This window comes from Neobacillus sp. MER 74 (genome assembly GCF_023714155.1).
Window position 1 is genome coordinate 389,074 of record NZ_JAMAUV010000003.1, and the last position, 17,902, is coordinate 406,975.

At 37.9% G+C, this 17,902-nt stretch carries 10 protein-coding genes and 2 rRNA genes; 6 read left to right on the top strand and 6 right to left on the bottom strand.

The features are described 5' to 3' along the window. Nucleotides 1-262: 262 nt before the first annotated feature. Nucleotides 263-1,477 carry a HupE/UreJ family protein gene (locus M3610_RS28315; RefSeq protein WP_251458299.1) on the top strand — a complete coding sequence of 405 codons (1,215 nt, stop codon included), beginning with the start codon at nucleotides 263-265 and terminating at the stop codon, nucleotides 1,475-1,477. 58 nt (nucleotides 1,478-1,535) lie between these two features. Here the strand turns inward: M3610_RS28315 and M3610_RS08555 are convergent, their stop codons facing one another. Next, complete coding sequence (locus M3610_RS08555) at nucleotides 1,536-6,443, bottom strand: bifunctional 2',3'-cyclic-nucleotide 2'-phosphodiesterase/3'-nucleotidase (RefSeq protein ID WP_251458302.1); 4,908 nt, start codon at nucleotides 6,441-6,443, stop codon at nucleotides 1,536-1,538. Between the two features lie 302 nt (nucleotides 6,444-6,745). Between M3610_RS08555 and tagU the strand changes: the two genes are divergently transcribed. Next, a complete protein-coding gene (gene tagU / locus M3610_RS08560) occupies nucleotides 6,746-7,669 on the top strand; it encodes a polyisoprenyl-teichoic acid--peptidoglycan teichoic acid transferase TagU (protein ID WP_251458305.1) in 924 nt (307 codons plus the stop codon). Between the two features lie 42 nt (nucleotides 7,670-7,711). On the opposite strand, the gene M3610_RS08565 is transcribed toward tagU, so the two are convergent. After that, nucleotides 7,712-10,702 carry a S8 family serine peptidase gene (locus tag M3610_RS08565; protein WP_251458308.1) on the bottom strand — a complete coding sequence of 997 codons (2,991 nt, stop codon included), beginning with the start codon at nucleotides 10,700-10,702 and terminating at the stop codon, nucleotides 7,712-7,714. A gap of 350 nt (nucleotides 10,703-11,052) precedes the next feature. On the opposite strand from M3610_RS08565, the gene M3610_RS08570 reads away from it, so the two are divergent. Then, nucleotides 11,053-11,625: a 3D domain-containing protein gene (locus M3610_RS08570; RefSeq protein WP_251458311.1), complete on the top strand. Its 573-nt coding sequence runs from the start codon at nucleotides 11,053-11,055 to the stop codon at nucleotides 11,623-11,625. Between the two features lie 137 nt (nucleotides 11,626-11,762). Here M3610_RS08570 and M3610_RS08575 read toward each other — a convergent pair whose 3' ends face one another. After that, nucleotides 11,763-13,151 carry a L,D-transpeptidase family protein gene (locus tag M3610_RS08575; protein WP_251458314.1) on the bottom strand — a complete coding sequence of 463 codons (1,389 nt, stop codon included), beginning with the start codon at nucleotides 13,149-13,151 and terminating at the stop codon, nucleotides 11,763-11,765. Nucleotides 13,152-13,472: 321 nt separating this feature from the next. On the opposite strand from M3610_RS08575, the gene M3610_RS08580 reads away from it, so the two are divergent. Further along, nucleotides 13,473-14,084 (top strand): hypothetical protein, encoded by a 612-nt coding sequence (locus M3610_RS08580; protein ID WP_251458317.1) that lies wholly within the window; start codon nucleotides 13,473-13,475, stop codon nucleotides 14,082-14,084. A 39-nt stretch (nucleotides 14,085-14,123) separates the two neighbouring features. Here the strand turns inward: M3610_RS08580 and M3610_RS08585 are convergent, their stop codons facing one another. Beyond that, complete coding sequence (locus M3610_RS08585) at nucleotides 14,124-15,056, bottom strand: CPBP family intramembrane glutamic endopeptidase (RefSeq protein WP_251458320.1); 933 nt, start codon at nucleotides 15,054-15,056, stop codon at nucleotides 14,124-14,126. 349 nt (nucleotides 15,057-15,405) lie between these two features. On the opposite strand from M3610_RS08585, the gene M3610_RS08590 reads away from it, so the two are divergent. Together M3610_RS08590 and M3610_RS08595 are read left to right on the top strand one after the other, a co-directional pair. Continuing rightward, entirely contained in the window at nucleotides 15,406-15,705 is a 300-nt protein-coding gene (locus tag M3610_RS08590) for a DUF4359 domain-containing protein (protein ID WP_251458323.1), read from the top strand. 251 nt (nucleotides 15,706-15,956) lie between these two features. After that, complete coding sequence (locus M3610_RS08595; RefSeq protein ID WP_251458326.1) at nucleotides 15,957-17,486, top strand: vWA domain-containing protein; 1,530 nt, start codon at nucleotides 15,957-15,959, stop codon at nucleotides 17,484-17,486. A gap of 54 nt (nucleotides 17,487-17,540) precedes the next feature. On the opposite strand, the gene rrf is transcribed toward M3610_RS08595, so the two are convergent. Beyond that, a 5S ribosomal RNA gene (gene rrf / locus M3610_RS08600) occupies nucleotides 17,541-17,657 on the bottom strand. Nucleotides 17,658-17,734: 77 nt separating this feature from the next. Next, nucleotides 17,735-17,902: ribosomal RNA gene (locus tag M3610_RS08605) — 23S ribosomal RNA — on the bottom strand; the annotation flags it as partial.

Consider the following 17,902-nt stretch of genomic DNA (forward strand, 5'->3'; position numbering starts at 1 on the left):
CTTTGTAGTAATTTCATTTACCCCAATAAAAAAACGCTTACATTGCTTTCGCACCAAGGTATTATATTGCTCTATAATTCTACAAAATTTTCAGTACTTTGGATATAGAAACATTTTTACAATTTTTTCTAAATAGCTAAAATAATTTTTCATTTCTGTATACAAATATAGATACAATGTGATTATATTAAGGAGGTTTTACATTCATTATTCTAATTGGTAAATTTAGTTAATTTTTTTATAATATACAGGAGGTTCATTAGTGCATCCATTTATCTGCAAAATCCGACAAATTGTGAATTATTTTGACAGAAGCCGCTATTTCTGTAGTTTACTATCCATCCTTCTTATTAGCTTACTTTGTTTCCCTAAACTCACCGATGCCCATGCATATAGTGCTAGTTATACAAAAATAACAATGGACGAAAAGAAAACTGAGTTAGTATTCACCCTTGATACTTTATCCCTTATAGAACTATTACCCGATATTGACCTAAATAAAAACTGGGTACTTGAAAAATCTGAGGTAAAAAAAGAGCAGCATCATATTGAGGAATTAATTACTGAAGGTTTGACCTTGGACAAGAACAACAAAGAAGTGACTCCTAAAGTAGAAACAATGAAGCTAGTAAAAAAAGAAAACAAAGAGTTTCTTTCCACGACGATGACCTTTCCGGCCTTTTCGGCTGGGGATACAATCGTTTATAATGATGGCTTTTATTTTAATGATACGGGGACGAATTATGTTGATTTGATTTCAGCATCTTTTATGGGCCAAACGAGTGAGGCTGTATTACAAGGGAAGGAACGGACTTGGACGATTCTTTTAACTGAGGTACAGCAGGAACAAGGTCAGGACCAAACCACCCAGCCTGCGCCTGGCACGGAACAAGATCAAGCCAAGGCAGCTGCGCCAGAACCACAAACCACCACTTCTTCGTGGTTTTCATTTTTCAAATTAGGGATGCTCCATATTATTACTGGCTATGATCACCTATTATTTCTTTTTGCCTTGTTGTTAAGAAAACAAACCCTCAAACAGTATATTTCTATTGTCACAGCCTTTACATTGGCACACAGCGTCACCCTTAGCCTCGCGGTTTTAGGCTGGATCACGTTACCTTCTCGTTTTGTAGAAGCCACCATCGCCTTTAGTATTTGTTACGTGGCTTTAGAGAATATTTTCCGCAAGGAGATTAGACACCGCTGGAGTATCACTTTTTTGTTTGGTTTAATTCACGGGCTTGGGTTTGCTAGTATTTTAAAGGAAATGGAGATTGCGAAAAGCCACCTTGCTGTTGCATTAGTTAATTTTAACCTGGGGATTGAAGCGGTGCAGTTAGCAATTGTTCTTTTACTATTACCTTTACTTACGTATATTTTCAGATTAAAGATCTCACGTAGATTCGTTCAAATCAGTTCATCGATCATATTTATTTTAGGAGCTATTTGGCTAGTCGAACGAATCATTTCATAGATTTGAAACAGAAAAAACCCCTGAAAAATTTTTTCAGAGGTTTTTTCTGTTTAACTTATTACTTTACGGTTACTTTCTTAGCCTTACTTACATTTCCAGCCTTGTCTACTGCTACGACTTCAACCACTTTGCCAGCTTTTTGTTTTTTGATTGAGATCGAGAACTTGCCATATTTATCAGCTTTTTTAGAACCAATCACCTTGCCGCTCACTTTTACACTGACCGTTGAATAGGCTTCTGCTTTACCAGTTACTTTGGTAGTTTTCACCGTAATTTTATCAACAGATGGTGTGCTTGGAGCTTTTTTATCAATTGCAAACTTGACAGATGTTTTGTTACCAGCTGCATCCATTACCACTAATGTGTAACTTCCGTCAGTTTTCACTACTTTCTTAGTTGGTATAGCTCTATTATTCAATAATGCTTTACCTTCATTAAAGTTGATGGTTACATCTTTTTTGTAAAGTCCGTTATTTACAACACCTGTAACGACTGGCGCCTTTTTATCAATCGTGAACTTTACGGTTGTTTTGTTGCCTGCTTCATCAGTTGCCACTAATGTGTGGACTCCTTCTTTAGCAACAAGTGTGCCATTTCTGAAGGATTTACCATCTAACTTTGCAGTTCCTTCATTAAATTTAACGGTAACGTTTTTATTGTAGATCCCATTATTAACGACTCCGCTTACAACTGGAGAAATTTTATCACCAACTGTAACAGTTGTTGCTTCACTCTTATTGCCTGATGGATCAGTTACCACGACAGTTACTACAGTTTTGGCACCTAGAGCAGATTTTAGAGATATAGAGAATTTACCATCAGCACCAGTTTTTGCAGTGCCTAGAACACCTTTGCTGCTAGATACAGTAACTGTAGAACCAGCCTCAGCAGTTCCAGATACCACTTTATCTTTGTTGCTTACTGCATTTACGACAGCCTTATTCGGAGCAATTACGTCAAGAACGACTGTATAGCCAATTGGACTTAAGTTGAATGATAAATCAACAGAGAATGCGAATATTTGGGTGCCTTCTTTAAGCGGCGCCATTAATGGAACACTGAAATTACCATTAGCATCTGCTGTTAAATGTACCTTCAAATTGAAACCATTTGTAATGTAAACATGTGTACCAGGTTCTGCACCGTGACCTTTAATTACAGTAGACAAATTGGTTACCGGTTCAAGAACAGGAGCATTTGGATCAGTTACGTCTTTAACAGTTAAGCGAACTTCTTTTACGTTTAGAGCTTTATCCGTAATAGAAACAACAACTTCAGTTCCTGCTTTTTGGACTGGAATCTCTACTGAGAAACTTCCATCTTCAGCAGCAGTGGTTGTTTTACTAATTTCACCAGCTGTTACCGCAACAGTTGCACCAGCTTCAGTTTTACCCGTTACAGTAGTCGATTGGTCTGTTACTTCATTAATGTCAGCAGTTACTTCTTTATCAATGATAATTCTTTTTTCAATTTGTGCAGAAACAGGTTGTGGTAAGGATTTGAAATACTGAACAAATCCGTCTAAGTCCGTTACATTTGTTAAGCGATTCTTACCTGACTTAAGGATCTCAAATCCGTCGCCGCCGTCTGCCATAAAGTTATTTACTGTAATCGTGTATTCGGATGTTGGATTTATTAGAGTACCGTTCTCTAGATAGATATCAAGCACTTTGCTTCCATATGGCTTATTATTGCTCCAAGTGTATTTAAGACCTGAAATTGCCATGATTTTATTGTAGCTTGGTGGTGCTTGGAATTGCTGATTTAATAGTGTTCTAATTTGATCACCAGTGATAGTCATTGTTACTAGATCATTACCAAATGGCTGTACCTTGAACAAATCGCCCCAAGTGATCTCTCCTCCTGGAAGTGGGTTACGAATACCGCCAGAATTCATGAATCCTAATTGAGTACCAGTCACTGTGCGCATTCCATCGGCAATTAAGTTACCAAGTGCAGATTCACCTGATTCATTTGCAGTATTTGTGATTGGTGCAGAGGTAGCCCCTACTACTTGGCTGACTACTGGTTTAATATCTTCTTGGTATCCATCAAGCTCAGCTTTAATTTTTGTATCTGCTTTAATCTTGCTGTGAAGTGTATCGACAACTTCAGCTTTAGTTTGATTTTTAATCACATCTCCTGTAGAAGGGTCAATCGTTAAATCAATATCAGAGAAGGCTGTCCCATAAGACCAAGACTGAACTAATACTTTTCCATCAACATTTGTATTGAGATATTTATGGTCATGCGCTCCATAAATAACGTCGACTGCTGGGTCAATGTCTTTAGCCATATCAACAACTTTTCCAGTTGCTGCAGTACCATCTGTTTTTGAAGTTCCAGGATCATGCGCCAATACAACAATTGTTTTAACGCCCTGATCCGTTAATTCTTTTGCATATTTGTTAACAGCTGTAACTTCATCAGTGAATTTCACGCCTGCAACACCGCTTGGAGTAACAATTGTTGGAGTTTCAGTTGTAACAACGCCGATAAAGCCAATCTTAATGCCGTCTACTTCTTTTACAACATATGGGTCTAAAATAGGTTGATTAGTTTTTTCATCCACTACGTTTGCAACAACGTAATCCATTGTTGAACCTGTAAACTTGCCATATTTAGCTTCATATTGCGCGGTTTTCGGATTATCCCCACCGTTAATCAGACGCTTCATTTCTGCTACGCCTTCGTCAAATTCATGGTTACCTATTGTACCAACATCTAAACCAATTTCATTCATCAAACGAATTGTTGGCTCATCTTGTAATAATGCAGATACTGGTGGGCTAGCCCCAACAAGGTCGCCAGCTTGGATCATTAAGGTATTTGCTGGGTTAGTTGCTTCTCTGTCTTTTAAATAACCTGCTAACCATTCAATACCACCAGAGTAATCGACAACATTACCTGTGGAGTCCTTAATAGATCGCCAAGTATCTAATTGTCCATGGAAGTCATTGATTCCTAATAATTGAACGTGTACATTTTGGTCTAATTCATATAGTTGGTAGCCTGGTTTTGTTGTTGATGGACCAAGGTCTTTAACATCTGGTTGTTGACCAAGGTATGCATTAGCATCCGGATTAGAGTGGAAGACAACCTTCGCTGTGCCGCCAACCGGAGCAATTTTCCAGTTGTTATCCGGAACCGGATTGATGGTACCTTGTGCACTGATATAATCCATAAGGATTTGACGATTTTCAAACGGAGAATCCACAACAGGCTTTAAATTCTTCAATTCTGCTAGACCGCCGCTTCCGCCAGCACGATAGTTATTTGTTGCGATGATGAATTTTTGGTCCATCTTAACAAGAGTTCCATCCATCATTCGGAGGTTCACAACACGCTCACCTTTTGGCTTTGTCACGTCAATGTCGTATTTTACCCCATCAATGACATCGTAATTGTAAGGGCGGAAATCATAATCAAGTAAATCTTGCTGCTCCGGATTATTAGGGTCAATTGTATTAAACTGTTTCGCTGATTCTTCGATCCAGCGCTTCACTTGATCACCTGTAATTTCTAGAGCCTTTAAGGTGTTATCAAACAAGTATAAATCAGCTGCACTCTTAATCGTGACATCGCCTTTAGCAATGTTTGTGTAATCTGTTACACCGCCGCGGCCGCCTTTAAATGGTGCTGCAGCTGAAATAACTGGCACATCCTTATATTCTGTGTTCGCAATCGCTTTTTTCACATAATCCATTTGTGCATTGTTTACAATTTGTGTGGAGGCGTCATCCATAACACGTGTGAAGAAGCTGTGCATTGGAATTTCTGTCGTACCAATCTTTCCACGTACATATTCAAGCGTTTTGTTATGAATTTCTTGGGTATCACTAACAATGGTCTCGTCTGAAGCCGTATCAGCACTTACTGGACGGTTAACGGATTTTGAATTAGCTTTATCCACAGACCACTTGCCATTTGTATCTTGTACAAGCGCTAAGTCCATGACACCTAGGTTATTACCCCAGAAGCCTGCTTCAACTGCCGGTGTGCCATTGATTGTACCTTTTGTATTATCGATACTTGGAAGATCTGGATTTTCTACTTTTCCACCTTGATGGAATTCTGGACCATTCGGGAAATTTACATGAGCATGTCCGAATAACATCGCATCAATGCCAGGTACTTTTGTTAAATCATAAACAGCATTCTCTGCGTCCTCTTGCCCTTCAGCAGTGATATCACAGCCAGAGTGGGCAATTGCTACAATAACATCGGCACCTTCAGCCTTCATTTGTGGAATAAATTTATTGGCTTGGGAAACAATATTTTTTGTAATGACTTTACCCGTTAGGTTATCTTTATCCCAATTCATGATTTGCGGTGGAGCAAAACCGATAACCCCGACTTTAATAATATGTTCATTGCCGGCAGCATCCTTAATGGTTTTGTCTACAATTTTATATGGAGTGAAATAGTTTACATCATTGGTTGAGTCGGAATCGTGGTCATCTTTATAAATGTTAGCGTTTACAATCGGAAATTGGACTTCTTCCTGAACATCCTTTAAGTAATCTAAACCATAGTTAAATTCATGGTTCCCAACGATACCTGCATCATATTTTAAATAGTTCATTGCTTTGTAAATAGGATGGGTTTCATTTGGTCCTAGTTTATTTACTTTTGCTACATAGCTTGCTAGTGGATTTCCTTGAATCGTATCACCAGCATCAAATAGCATCGAGTTATCAACTTCTGATCGTGCTTGCTTTATTAGTGTAGCAGTTTTTGCCAAACCATAATTCGGCACTGCAACATCCTTGAAATAATCATACGGTAAAACATTAGAATGTAAGTCTGTAGTTTCCAAGATACGTAGTGTAGCTGTATTCCCTGTTCCTTCAGCTTTTGCAGCCTGTGGGAAAATATTCAAAGGAATTGCTGTAAGCGCTAGCGCAGTTGCTAGAGAACTATTAAGCATCCGTCTCTTCATGCTTCTTTTTATCTGTCTCTTCACACTTTTTCCGCCCTTCGACAAAATAATTTGTATTGCATGACTATTCTACTAATTTTTCCAAAAGAATAATAGACCTTTTTCTATAATTTACGAATTATTCACAATATATTTTTTGAGTTTTCTTCCTTTTAATCTATTGTTTTTAAAGAATCCTCTCCATTTTTTATAGATTATTCATGAAAGAATTATTTCCAATAAATCCAGTAAAAAAATATGTAAGTTTTTGAAATAAATGTATTAAATTTCGATAAGTTCTGATATTCTAAAATATAGTTCAAAATACCGTTGTGGAGGAAAATTTGATGAGAGCTGTAAAAAAGAAAAAGAGAACATGGCTACGCGTAACTGGGATTGTCTTACTTTTATTAATAATCGGGGTGGGAGTTTATGCCTATTCCGTATATAATTCTTTAACAACTGCTGTCGAAACTATGCATCACCCTGTCGAGCGTACATCAGAAAAGCGGACTGAGGAAGTATCCTTACAAAACAAACAGCCATTTTCCGTATTACTTTTAGGGGTCGACCAGCGTAAAGGGGATAGAGGCCGTTCAGACACCATGATTGTTTTATCCATTAATCCGAAGCTTAATTCGGTTAAGATGCTAAGTATCCCTCGGGATACACGTACGGAAATTGTTGGAAAAGGAACAGAGGATAAAATAAATCATGCCTACGCATTTGGCGGCGAAGAAATGGCGATGAACACGGTTGAACACTTCTTAGATATCCCGATTGATTACTTTGTAAGAGTGAACATGGAAGGTTTTAAGGATATCGTCGATGCTGTTGGCGGTATAACGGTGAATAATGATCTGGATTTTTCTTATGGAGGCTATCATTTTCCTAAAGGGGAAGTGACCTTGAATGGCAAAAAGGCTCTTGCCTATACTCGAATGAGGAAAGAAGACCCGCGCGGTGATTTTGGCCGCCAAATCCGCCAGCGTCAAATTATCCAAGGGGTCATCAAAGAGGGAGCAAGTCTATCTTCACTGGCCAATTATAGTGATATTTTCTCTGCACTCGGGAAAAATGTAAAAACAAATCTCACCTTTGATCAAATGATTGCTATTCAAAAGAACTACAAAAGTGTAGTTGGTAACATCGACCAAATGACCATCGAAGGAAAAGGAACAAGAATGAACGGCATCTATTACTACGTCGTTCCCGCTGACGAAAAAGAACGGCTTCAAACAGAAATGAAAACACAATTGGAAACTACTTGAAGATAAAAACAGTCCGCCCAAGATTTGGCAGACTGTTTTTTATTATTCATTAATTTCATACCAATATTCATTTCCTAATGAATCACGATATTCGATCAAATAGTAATACCAGGAATATTTTGAAGGCTTGGTATAGACAAGCGTATTAGAACCTGCCTTCACCGTATATTGCTTTTGGGCAATTTGCGAACTGCCCTCATCATTATAAACATGAACGATAGCCGTTATCTGCTGTTTTGTGTTAATTTTCATCTGTAATTGGTCGTTATAAATTTGATCAGAAGCTAAGTGAAAGCTAAAACTATGTGAAACTAACCACGCTGGGTTACCTGTTGAAGTCATTTTCCCCTTAACAGACTTTTGTCCGTAAGCATTCTTTGCGGTAATGACATAATAATACGTGTCACCTTTCTCATCGCCGCTAAGCCAGCTAAAAGATTGGATTCCTTCACTTAATGCTTTATCTTGTGCTATGGTTTTAATCTTTTGATTCGCTTGATTCAAAATTTCTATCGTCACATTCGCTGGCCGTGAGAGTTTGTAATGGACCTCACTGCCTTCACCTGGATAGAACATGACCACTGCAGGATAACTTATTTCAATTGTATTCAGCTCGACATGGACATTTCCTGAGTAGATTTGAGTGATATTATACTTATCAACGACTTTAATTTTAAACTGATAGAGACCGTCGTTAAGCTGGTTGTTGACATCATCCGTCCCATTCCATGTAAACGAGTGCTGCCCCGCTAATTCGGCTGCATCTGTTTTAATAGTAGATAGGCGTTTTCCGTTTTGATAAATTCCAATTGTCACCTTTCCAGGTTTGTTTAAGGTATAGCCGATGGTCATGGCTCCTTTTGTTTTTAAATAATAATCTTTTCCCGACGTGATTACAGGTACACGCCAGTCCTGCAGGATCAGTGAAGGGCTGTTTATCTTGGTTAAATTTCCAGCCATATCTTTAAACTGAACGAAATAACGGTACGTGCCTTCAGGAACCAGTTGATTTTTATCATTTTTCCCATTCCAGTTGGCGGTGAGAGTACCAGGGTTAGCTTTTTTGTTAATTACTTTCTTAATGATTGTCCCTTGTTCATTGACAACATAAACGATTACATATGAGGTTTCTTTTAAATTCATTTTCAAGGTGTTCGTGCTTTTGGTGTCCATTTTAAACAGGGTGGATGATAGTGTTATTGTTCCAGTTGGCCGGACACTGTCCACTGTTAGTTGAACTTTTTTGGTTTTCACTTTTTTATTGTGACTATCTGTCAATGTCCAAGCGATCTGGTATGTCCCATCCTTCACTAGACGACCTTTGGTTGTTTTCCCATTCCATACGATTGAATGCTTTCCGGCTGAGATGGTTTTTTTAGATAGAATTTTCTTAACCGTTTTACCGTTTTTATCCATCACAACAGCAGTTACCTTCACTTTTTGCGTTAACTCATAAGGGATTGTAACCTTCCTACTTACATTCGGAGAATAGGAGTAGGTGCCTGACACCAAAATGGCAGGTTTCGTATGATTAACAACCTTAATCATCGTACTTTTATAGTAGCTTTCGGACCCTTTGGTGATTTTCACTTCTATTTTATAGGTACCCGTTGTAACAAACTTTTTACTTGTTGATTTTCCATCCCACGAAGCGGAGATTTTCGCTCCTGTAGAGGTTTTATTAGATAGTACCTTTCTTACTGTTTTTCCGTGTGCATCTTTGATTGATAAAGAAACCTTGGTTTTACTTGTTGTTTTAAATGAAAATGCAGCTTTGTTTTTCCCTGTCATGGTATAGGTTTTCGGAGCCGTTATGGTTGAAATCGGTGCAGGTGTATTCGAAACTGCCTTATACGCATCAATTCTTCCATATCCGAAATCTTCATCCCATCCCCTGCTGCCGAGATCAATTGTTGATTTTTTCAGAATGGTTTCTACCTGGCTTGGACTTAAAAATGGGTTCTTCGTACGGACAAGCGCAGCAATTCCTGAAACCATCGGTGCAGCCATTGATGTGCCGTCATACGAAGCATATGTACTTCCAGCTATGGATGAATAAATATCCACCCCTGGAGCAGCAAGATCTATATAATTTCCATAGTTTGAAAAGCTGGCAATTCGATCGTTTCGGTCAGTGGCACTAACCCCTATCACACCCTCAGATGCGGCAGGATACATCGGCAAAAACGTACTAGAATTACCGGCCGCAGCCACGAGGACCACACCTTTTGATTTGGCATACTTTGTAGCAGACTCTAGTAAATAACTATAACTATCATCCCCAAGGCTCATATTAATAACATCCGCATGGTGAGCTACGGCATAATAGATGGCTCGGATGACCGTATCACTACTTGCCAGGTCTCCTTGAAAAACATTAATTGGCATGATTTTTACATCTGGAGCAATCCCAGCAATCCCATACTTATTAAAACTTCCTGCGATAATGCCAGCAACATGTGTAGCATGTTCATCAGGAGCATAACTGGAAGAACCATTTACGGCATTATAAGGGCTGACAATTTTTCCTTTTATGTCTGGGTGATCCTTCTGAACCCCGCCATCAATAATTGCAACGGTAATTTTCGAAGACCCCTTTGTTTTGTCCCATGCTTTAGGCAGTTGGAGTTTAGGAAGGTACCATTGCCGGCTATAGCCAGGCTCTTTCGGAAGGTATGCTTTTTTGAACTTGTAATTTGGTTCGACTAAAAGCACTTGCTTACTCATTAATAACTGTTTCGCAATCGTGGTTAAATTCGTACCGGGCGTGACTTTAACTAAGGAGAAATCCTGGTCATCTAATGGAGTTTCTTCTTCTACATCCACTTGTTTCAGTAAATCCTCCCGTTCCGTTTGTGTTGTATCTGGCGCAAATTTGACGATTAGTTCTTCGGCAATGTATTCCGCCTTCTCCTTAAATAACACATCTGGATCAATTTTCTTTGGATGGGCATTAATCCCATCAGCACTGGCGTCCGAAGACATAAAAAGTAAGCTGAGAACCATCAGACTCAGAGACCAAATATATTTCACTAGTAAACCTCCATTATGATTATTTCACATAATATGCCATTCTATTTATTAATCATTTTATCATTTCGTTGATAGATTAGGTGCAATAGAAGAATATTATTTCTCCTCTAGTTAACCTAAGTAGAGAAAATAATATTGTAAAATAATTCCAAATTAAATAATACATGCACTCCACACAGACAAAAACGTAGTTTTTGTCCACAAACGGTGCCTGACACCAAATTAATAACTCATTATTACTAAATGACACCTTAATATAACGAATTTGTCATGAAACTAGTAAGCTATTGAAATATTTGTGTAATATTATTGTGGTAACTTTTATATAACAGTAGAAAGGGGTTTTAGTTATGAAGAAATTCCTCGTCATGTTTGGTTTGGCAGGTATGATATTATTTGGAAGTAATCACGACGCATCCGCAGCATCCAATACATATAAAGTTAAGAGTGGCGATTCACTTTATCGTATTGCAAAAAAATATAAAGTCTCAGTAAATACATTAAAAAAATGGAATAACCTTAAATCAAATACGATTCACCCAAATCAAAAGCTAAAGGTGTCTGGCACAACGGCTAGTAAACCTGCTAAGAAGGCCACAACTACTACAACGGGCTCAAAGAAGCAAAAAGTAGTAAAAACAATTACTGTTAGCGCTACTGCTTATACAGCAAATTGTAAAAGATGTTCTGGTATCACTGCTTTAGGTTTAAATTTAAAGAAAAATCCAAAACTTAAAGTTATCTCTGTTGACCCTAAAGTCATCAAATTAGGCACAAAGGTTTATGTTGAAGGGTATGGCTATGCGATCGCCGGTGACACGGGCGGTGCGATAAAAGGGAAAAAGATTGATCTCTTCGTTCCTTCTTATAAGAAAGCTATTCAATGGGGAAGAAAAACAGTGAAAGTTCAAATTCTAAAATAAAAAAAGTTACGTCCCAGGTGAGTTCATTCACTTGGGACTTTTTATATTAATCTTTAATAAAGGAACAGCACCCGAATCACGAATGATCGAGTGCTGTCTTCCTTTTCAGCGCCATTTATTTCTCGGCACTTAAAATATTAAACTGGCATCGGCACCTTTGTAATAGTGAATTTCACTGTTGTCTTATTTCCAGCTGCATCAGTTACAACTAAAGTATGTGGTCCCTCTGTAGAAACCACCGTTCCTGATGTAAATGCATTCCCATCTAATGTTGCTTTTCCTTCATTAAATGAGATGGTAACATTCTTATCATAAGTTACGTTATTCTCTACTCCCGTAACTACTGGTGTTGTTTTATCAATGATAAATACCACCGTTCTCTTGTTCCCAACTGCATCTTTTAGAACTAAAGTGTATTTTCCAGCTGTTTTAACAACATAGCCTGTTTTAACTGCTTTTCCATTCAATGTTGCCGTTCCTTCTTTAAAAGTGAGCGTTACATCTTTATTATAAATAGCATTATGGTTTACTCCACTAACCACTGGTGCTGTTTTATCAATGGTAAACACAATAGTTGTTTTATTACCAGCCGCATCTTTTACCACTAAAGTACGTTTTCCTTCTGTTTTAACTACATATTTTGAACTAATTGCTTTCCCATTTAATGTGGCCTTTCCTTCATTGAAGGTAATCTTAACATCTTTATTGTAAGTTTTATTGTTGATTACGCCACTTACCACTGGAGCTGTTTTGTCTTTTACAACTATGGTTTTAGTTTTACTGATGTTACCTGACAGATCCTTCGCTGATAAGTATAGTTTTTTCCCAGCTTTTTGTTTAGGGATTTTCACCTTGAATTTCCCTTTTGAATCTGCTTTTTTAGTATATTTTTTAGAGCCAATTTTAACTGTAACTGTTGCACTCTTTTCTGTTACGCCCGACACTTCACTTGATTTATCAGAAACAGCAGCTACTGATGGGAACGTTGGAGCTTTGATGTCGATGTTTTTAAAATACGGTTTTGCTAGTTGATTAAAGGTTTTTTTCGAAGTAGTAATACGGACTTTCGCCCCGATCTTTACCTTGCTGAATAGTTCGATTACCTCTTTATTATGCATCCGGATACATCCACCCGAGATATATTTTCCAATCGAACTTTCATCACTATTTCCATGAATTGCATATGGATAGCCGCCATTTTCTTGTTTGCTTATACCCAACCAGCGTTTTCCAAGTGGATTACGAGGATCGCCGCCAGGAATATTATGTTTATAATAAGGTCTATTTTTAATCTTTTCCCTTATGTAAAAAGTTCCTTCTGGTGTTAGTTTAGATGTTCTGCCTGTTGCAACATTGTATGTTTTTACTAATTTACCATTCTCATAAAATGCTAGTTTATTGATCTTTTTATTAACAATAATCAGTTGCTTCTTTGATACGGTGCTAGCCTCAGCTTGTTGAGCTTGAGGAAAAACAGAAAAACCTAAAAATAAGATAATAAATCCAATCAAAATACGCCTTAACACAAGTGAACCCCCCTGTAATTTCCATTTATATTACTACAATATTACAATATTACTACAATACCATAATTAATGTTTTAATAGAAACAGATTAACCTTATATTTATTTCGGCAAAATCCAACAAACTTTTCACATCTATAGAAGTAACAAACTATGATGTAAATGATGGTGCCTGACACCATTGCAGAAATATCGCCATTTCTCGGGAAATACCCTTCAAAATATAGAATAATTGGAGAAATTATGGATTTTTTGTCGCTCCATGTAGTAGGATAGTAATAGACTCTCAACAAACCATACTAGGTAAATTGGAGGGCAGAAAGATGCTCACAACCGCCCAACAAAAAGTAAAGCAAGAACTAGAAGAATTGCATATTTATGCCCTTGCCCATCCAAACAATAAACCAGTGATTTCCCGCAAAAGGCGTTCTAATAAAAAGTGGATGCTAACGATAACGGCGATCATTCTGTTGATAATGACTTGTATTCTTTTATTTAAAGTAGATTGGAATCAAAACGAAATAAGCGTAACATCCTACTTAACTAATATTCATGATTACAACGAACAAAGTGAACAGATACTAACCGGCTTCCTCACAGGTAATAGTGAAAATCTAGAGCAAAGTAAAGTCCAACAAGAGAAACTATTAATAAAAGTAACAAACCTAAAGTCGGCAGATAACTTTCATGAATACCATCAGGATATTATCACTGTTTTCAAACACCGCCTCGACATGATGACCTCCTATAAGGACCCCAGCCATTCCGACCAAGTGCAAATAAAAAGATCATTAATCGAGCTAAGTGTGATGCAGGAATTAGCAGCGGATAGTTTAATCAAAGGTTTGGAGCAGGAAAAAATCAAGTATAAACAAATAGAGAATGGGACCATTCAATATTGGATAAACTCCAAATCCTATTCCCTAAAAAATTAAAAGAAAAGAGGCCGCCGCATTACGGGAGCCTCTTTCCTTTTATTCTACCTTTTGCGACAACCCTTCCAACTGTTCTTCCTGAACTGTGACACTCTGTTGCAAAGATCGTTTTTGATGTATTTTTCCAAAAATAACAAGACACACATGAACCAGTAAAATACCCAACGTAAAATATTCCACGGCATAATCGATATAGGACCATGAGAGTGTAGCCGTTATGTCATATACCGCATGGACAATAACCGTCAACCAAAGGTTCCGCGTCCATAAAAGAATCACCCCAAACAAAAAGCCCATATTGGCGAAGGTTACGATCGCCCCGATGCGATTCGCCCATGGCTGTTCAGTATCGAGTGTATGATCAATCCCGAAAAGAATAGAAGTGATAAACAATGCTGCCATAAGGAAAACATCCCTTGATCCCCTCTCCCAGCGCCGTGGAAACACCTGTTTAAAAACAAAAAGCAATAGAATCATATAAGCAAGCCGCCAAACTTCTTCCAGGCCAGCTAATAGATCATTATAAATATCCGTACCAATCGAATCTATTTTTCCAAAAAAGTCCCCTATCGTTTGCTCTTGAAGGGCAGGAACTTCCGATTCATTCCCATCCCCATCAATGACCTGCGACTCCTTGTACTCTTGAACATATTGATTATAATCCTCGTTAAAATCTTCAAAAGTAAGACTTGAATAGACATTAACAAACGAGCTTCCCAGGAAAAAAATCAAAAAGGCTCCAGTGAATTGAAGCATATGCTGGCGCGGACTTTTTAGATGAGCCCGCTCGCCTCCAAGCCTGCCATAAAGCTTCCAGCCGATAAAAAACGAGGATACCATGACCGCATCATATAATGTACTGGCCAAATAGCTGTAACGAGTAAGATAGAGGAGAATTTCCGCACCAAATGTGACAATAAGTATGGAAAATAGTAGTTTTTTTGAAATCGGTTTGGTTAAATTTGTTGTCATCCCCATCATTCCCTACCTGCAAAATTTCGCGGAGAAATCCCGTTTCCCCCTTACCTGCCCAAAATCTTAACTGCAATGATTCCCAACGCATTCATAAAAAGCAGGAATAAGAAACAGAAAACCGTCCACTTCCATTTTCTCGTCACGAATTAATCCCCTCATTTTCATAATAGATGTTAGTATTAATTTAGCATATTAATAGTTAATAAGCATCCATATTATTTTTCCAAGTAATCAGAAAGTTTCAGTGATTTTTCATGTCGGGCTAACATATGCTTGTACAAGCAATCATAGATAAGTCAGTATATTATTTCCCATTAATCTTTTAAAAAGTTAGGAGTCTTGCTCAATGAAACGTATTGTTCCTATCATTATTTTAATCGTGCTTATCTATGTTTTAGCAACAACAAATCCTAAACGTTCTGCCTATATCGACTGGGTTAATCACAAGACAATGGATAAATCTTCGAGCTTGATTGAAAAAGGAGTTTTATCTCTAGCAGGGGAATCTATTTTCGATGCCGGAACTACACAGAAAGACTATTTTATTTTCACCATCTACAAAACTGACTTTTCCGAAGTAGGATTTGGAACCGTTACATCGATTGGCATCTTTAATAGATTTATCACCATCTCTAGTAAAGAATAATTGCTACTTAAAGGCCGGTCTCTTTCGGGACTGACCTTTATTGAATACAAAAGTAGATTCTCAGGGGAAAATATAAACTTTTGAAACTGCCGGTGCCTGACACCAATGCGAAAATTGTCGACAATTAATTCATCTCTTTTTTTACAATAATACTTAGGTTATTTGTGGTTCTGATGTAAAATGCACTATATAACGAACAAATTTTTCTCATTAAACAACAATACTTATTCCTGCCATTGGAGGTTAGATAGATGGTAAAAAATATAATAAGATATTTTTTCATGTTTATACTTATTCTTATTCCGATCTTTTCCAGTGTTGCTCTCCATGCAGATGCAGTGGAAGGCCCAGTATATTCCGCTTCTCAAATGGAAGGTGTTCTAGTCGTAGATGTCAGTAAATCCATGCTCACTAGTGATCCAAATAAGGTAAGTAACGAAGCAATGAAGATGTTTATAGATATGTCTTCACTTAATCGGGACAAAATTGCGGTCATTTCATACTCTGATGAGGTCCGCAGCAAGAAAGACCTCGTCAAAATCGGTACAGAAAAAGACAAAGAAACCTTAAAAGCCCACATTGATTCTCTCAAAAAATATCCTGCTACTGATATCTCCGTAGGAGTCAAAGAGGCAGTCAATGTCCTTAATAAAAACCATGAAAAGAACTATCTTCCCATCATAGTATTACTCGCAGATGGTAACAATGATTTGCTGTCAAATAAGGGCAAAACGATTAAGCAGGCCGATGATGACCTTGCTCAGGCAGTGACTCAAGCTAAAGCACAGAGATACCCGATTTATGTAATTGGCTTAAACGCTAACGGGAAGCTTAATAAGGAGGTCCTCCAAAACATTGCCTCAAGGACTAACGGGAAATTTTTCGAAACAAGTAATGCGAATGATTTACCCGGAATCCTCCGTGAAATATTCGCCAATCATTTAAAGTTAAAAGTAGTTCCTGTAAAAGATCTATCTGCAAAAGAAGAATATCAGGATATTATAATAAAAATTCCGAATGAGAATGTTCTAGAGGCAAACATTTCACTTGTATCAAACAAACCAGTGGAACTCAAAATTTACGATCCAGCAGGAAAGATGTATCCCCTGCCTTCGGACAAAATCCTGTTATCAAAATCGAAGAACTACTCCATTTTAAAATTATTGAATCCTGTCAAAGGGGATTGGGTCCTTAAAGTAAAAGGCTTTCCAAAAGATAAAATTGACATTAAACTTGTTTTTAGCAATAATTCACAGACGACCGTGGCCCCACTTTCAAAGAAAATGGAGAGAAATACGCCTGAACTTAAAACTAGCGCGACAGATATTCCACACGCAAAAGAAGGGCAGCAGCGGTATCCGTGGATTTATATTATCCTTACGGTGGCGGGGGCTATACTTCTGGTAACGCTTATCTTGATTTTTATTGCAAAAAAAAGGAAGGAAAATCGTGGCTTTAGTGGTCAAATTGTAGTGGAAATCGAAGATGGTAATACAGAGGAACGTACAGAACCACAAATTAAGAAGTTGAAATCCTTTAAGGGAGAATTCCGTCTTAAAGAATTGGTTTCACTTGATTCTGAGTTTAATGAAATTGATAAAATCACATTTGTTCCAATTACTGACAATACATTACTAATTATCAATAAGTCGAACTGTTCAATTGAAATGGGAAATGAGTTGATTGACGCGGAGACAGGTCATCGATTAAGGCGCAACGATAAGCTGCGCATCCGATTAATGGACTATAATAAATGCATTTATATTGAGAATGTTAGTTAGAAAGATTTCCAGGCCATAACAAAAAAGGACAGCGCTTCAGCTGTCCCTTTTTGTGCCTGGCAACGTCCTACTCTCACAGGGACGCGTGTCCCAACTACCATCGGCGCTGAGAAGCTTAACTTCCGTGTTCGGTATGGGAACGGGTGTGACCTTCTCGCCATTGCTGCCAGACTATTTTGTTTGAGGCTTCATTCCCTCAAAACTAGATAATGCTGAAGAAGTTTGTAAACTTGAGTTCACCTTAAAATATGGTTAAGTCCTCGAACGATTAGTATCAGTCAGCTCCACGTGTTACCACGCTTCCACCTCTGACCTATCAACCTGATCATCTTTCAGGGTTCTTACTAGCTTGCGCTATGGGAAATCTCATCTTGAGGGGGGCTTCATGCTTAGATGCTTTCAGCACTTATCCCGTC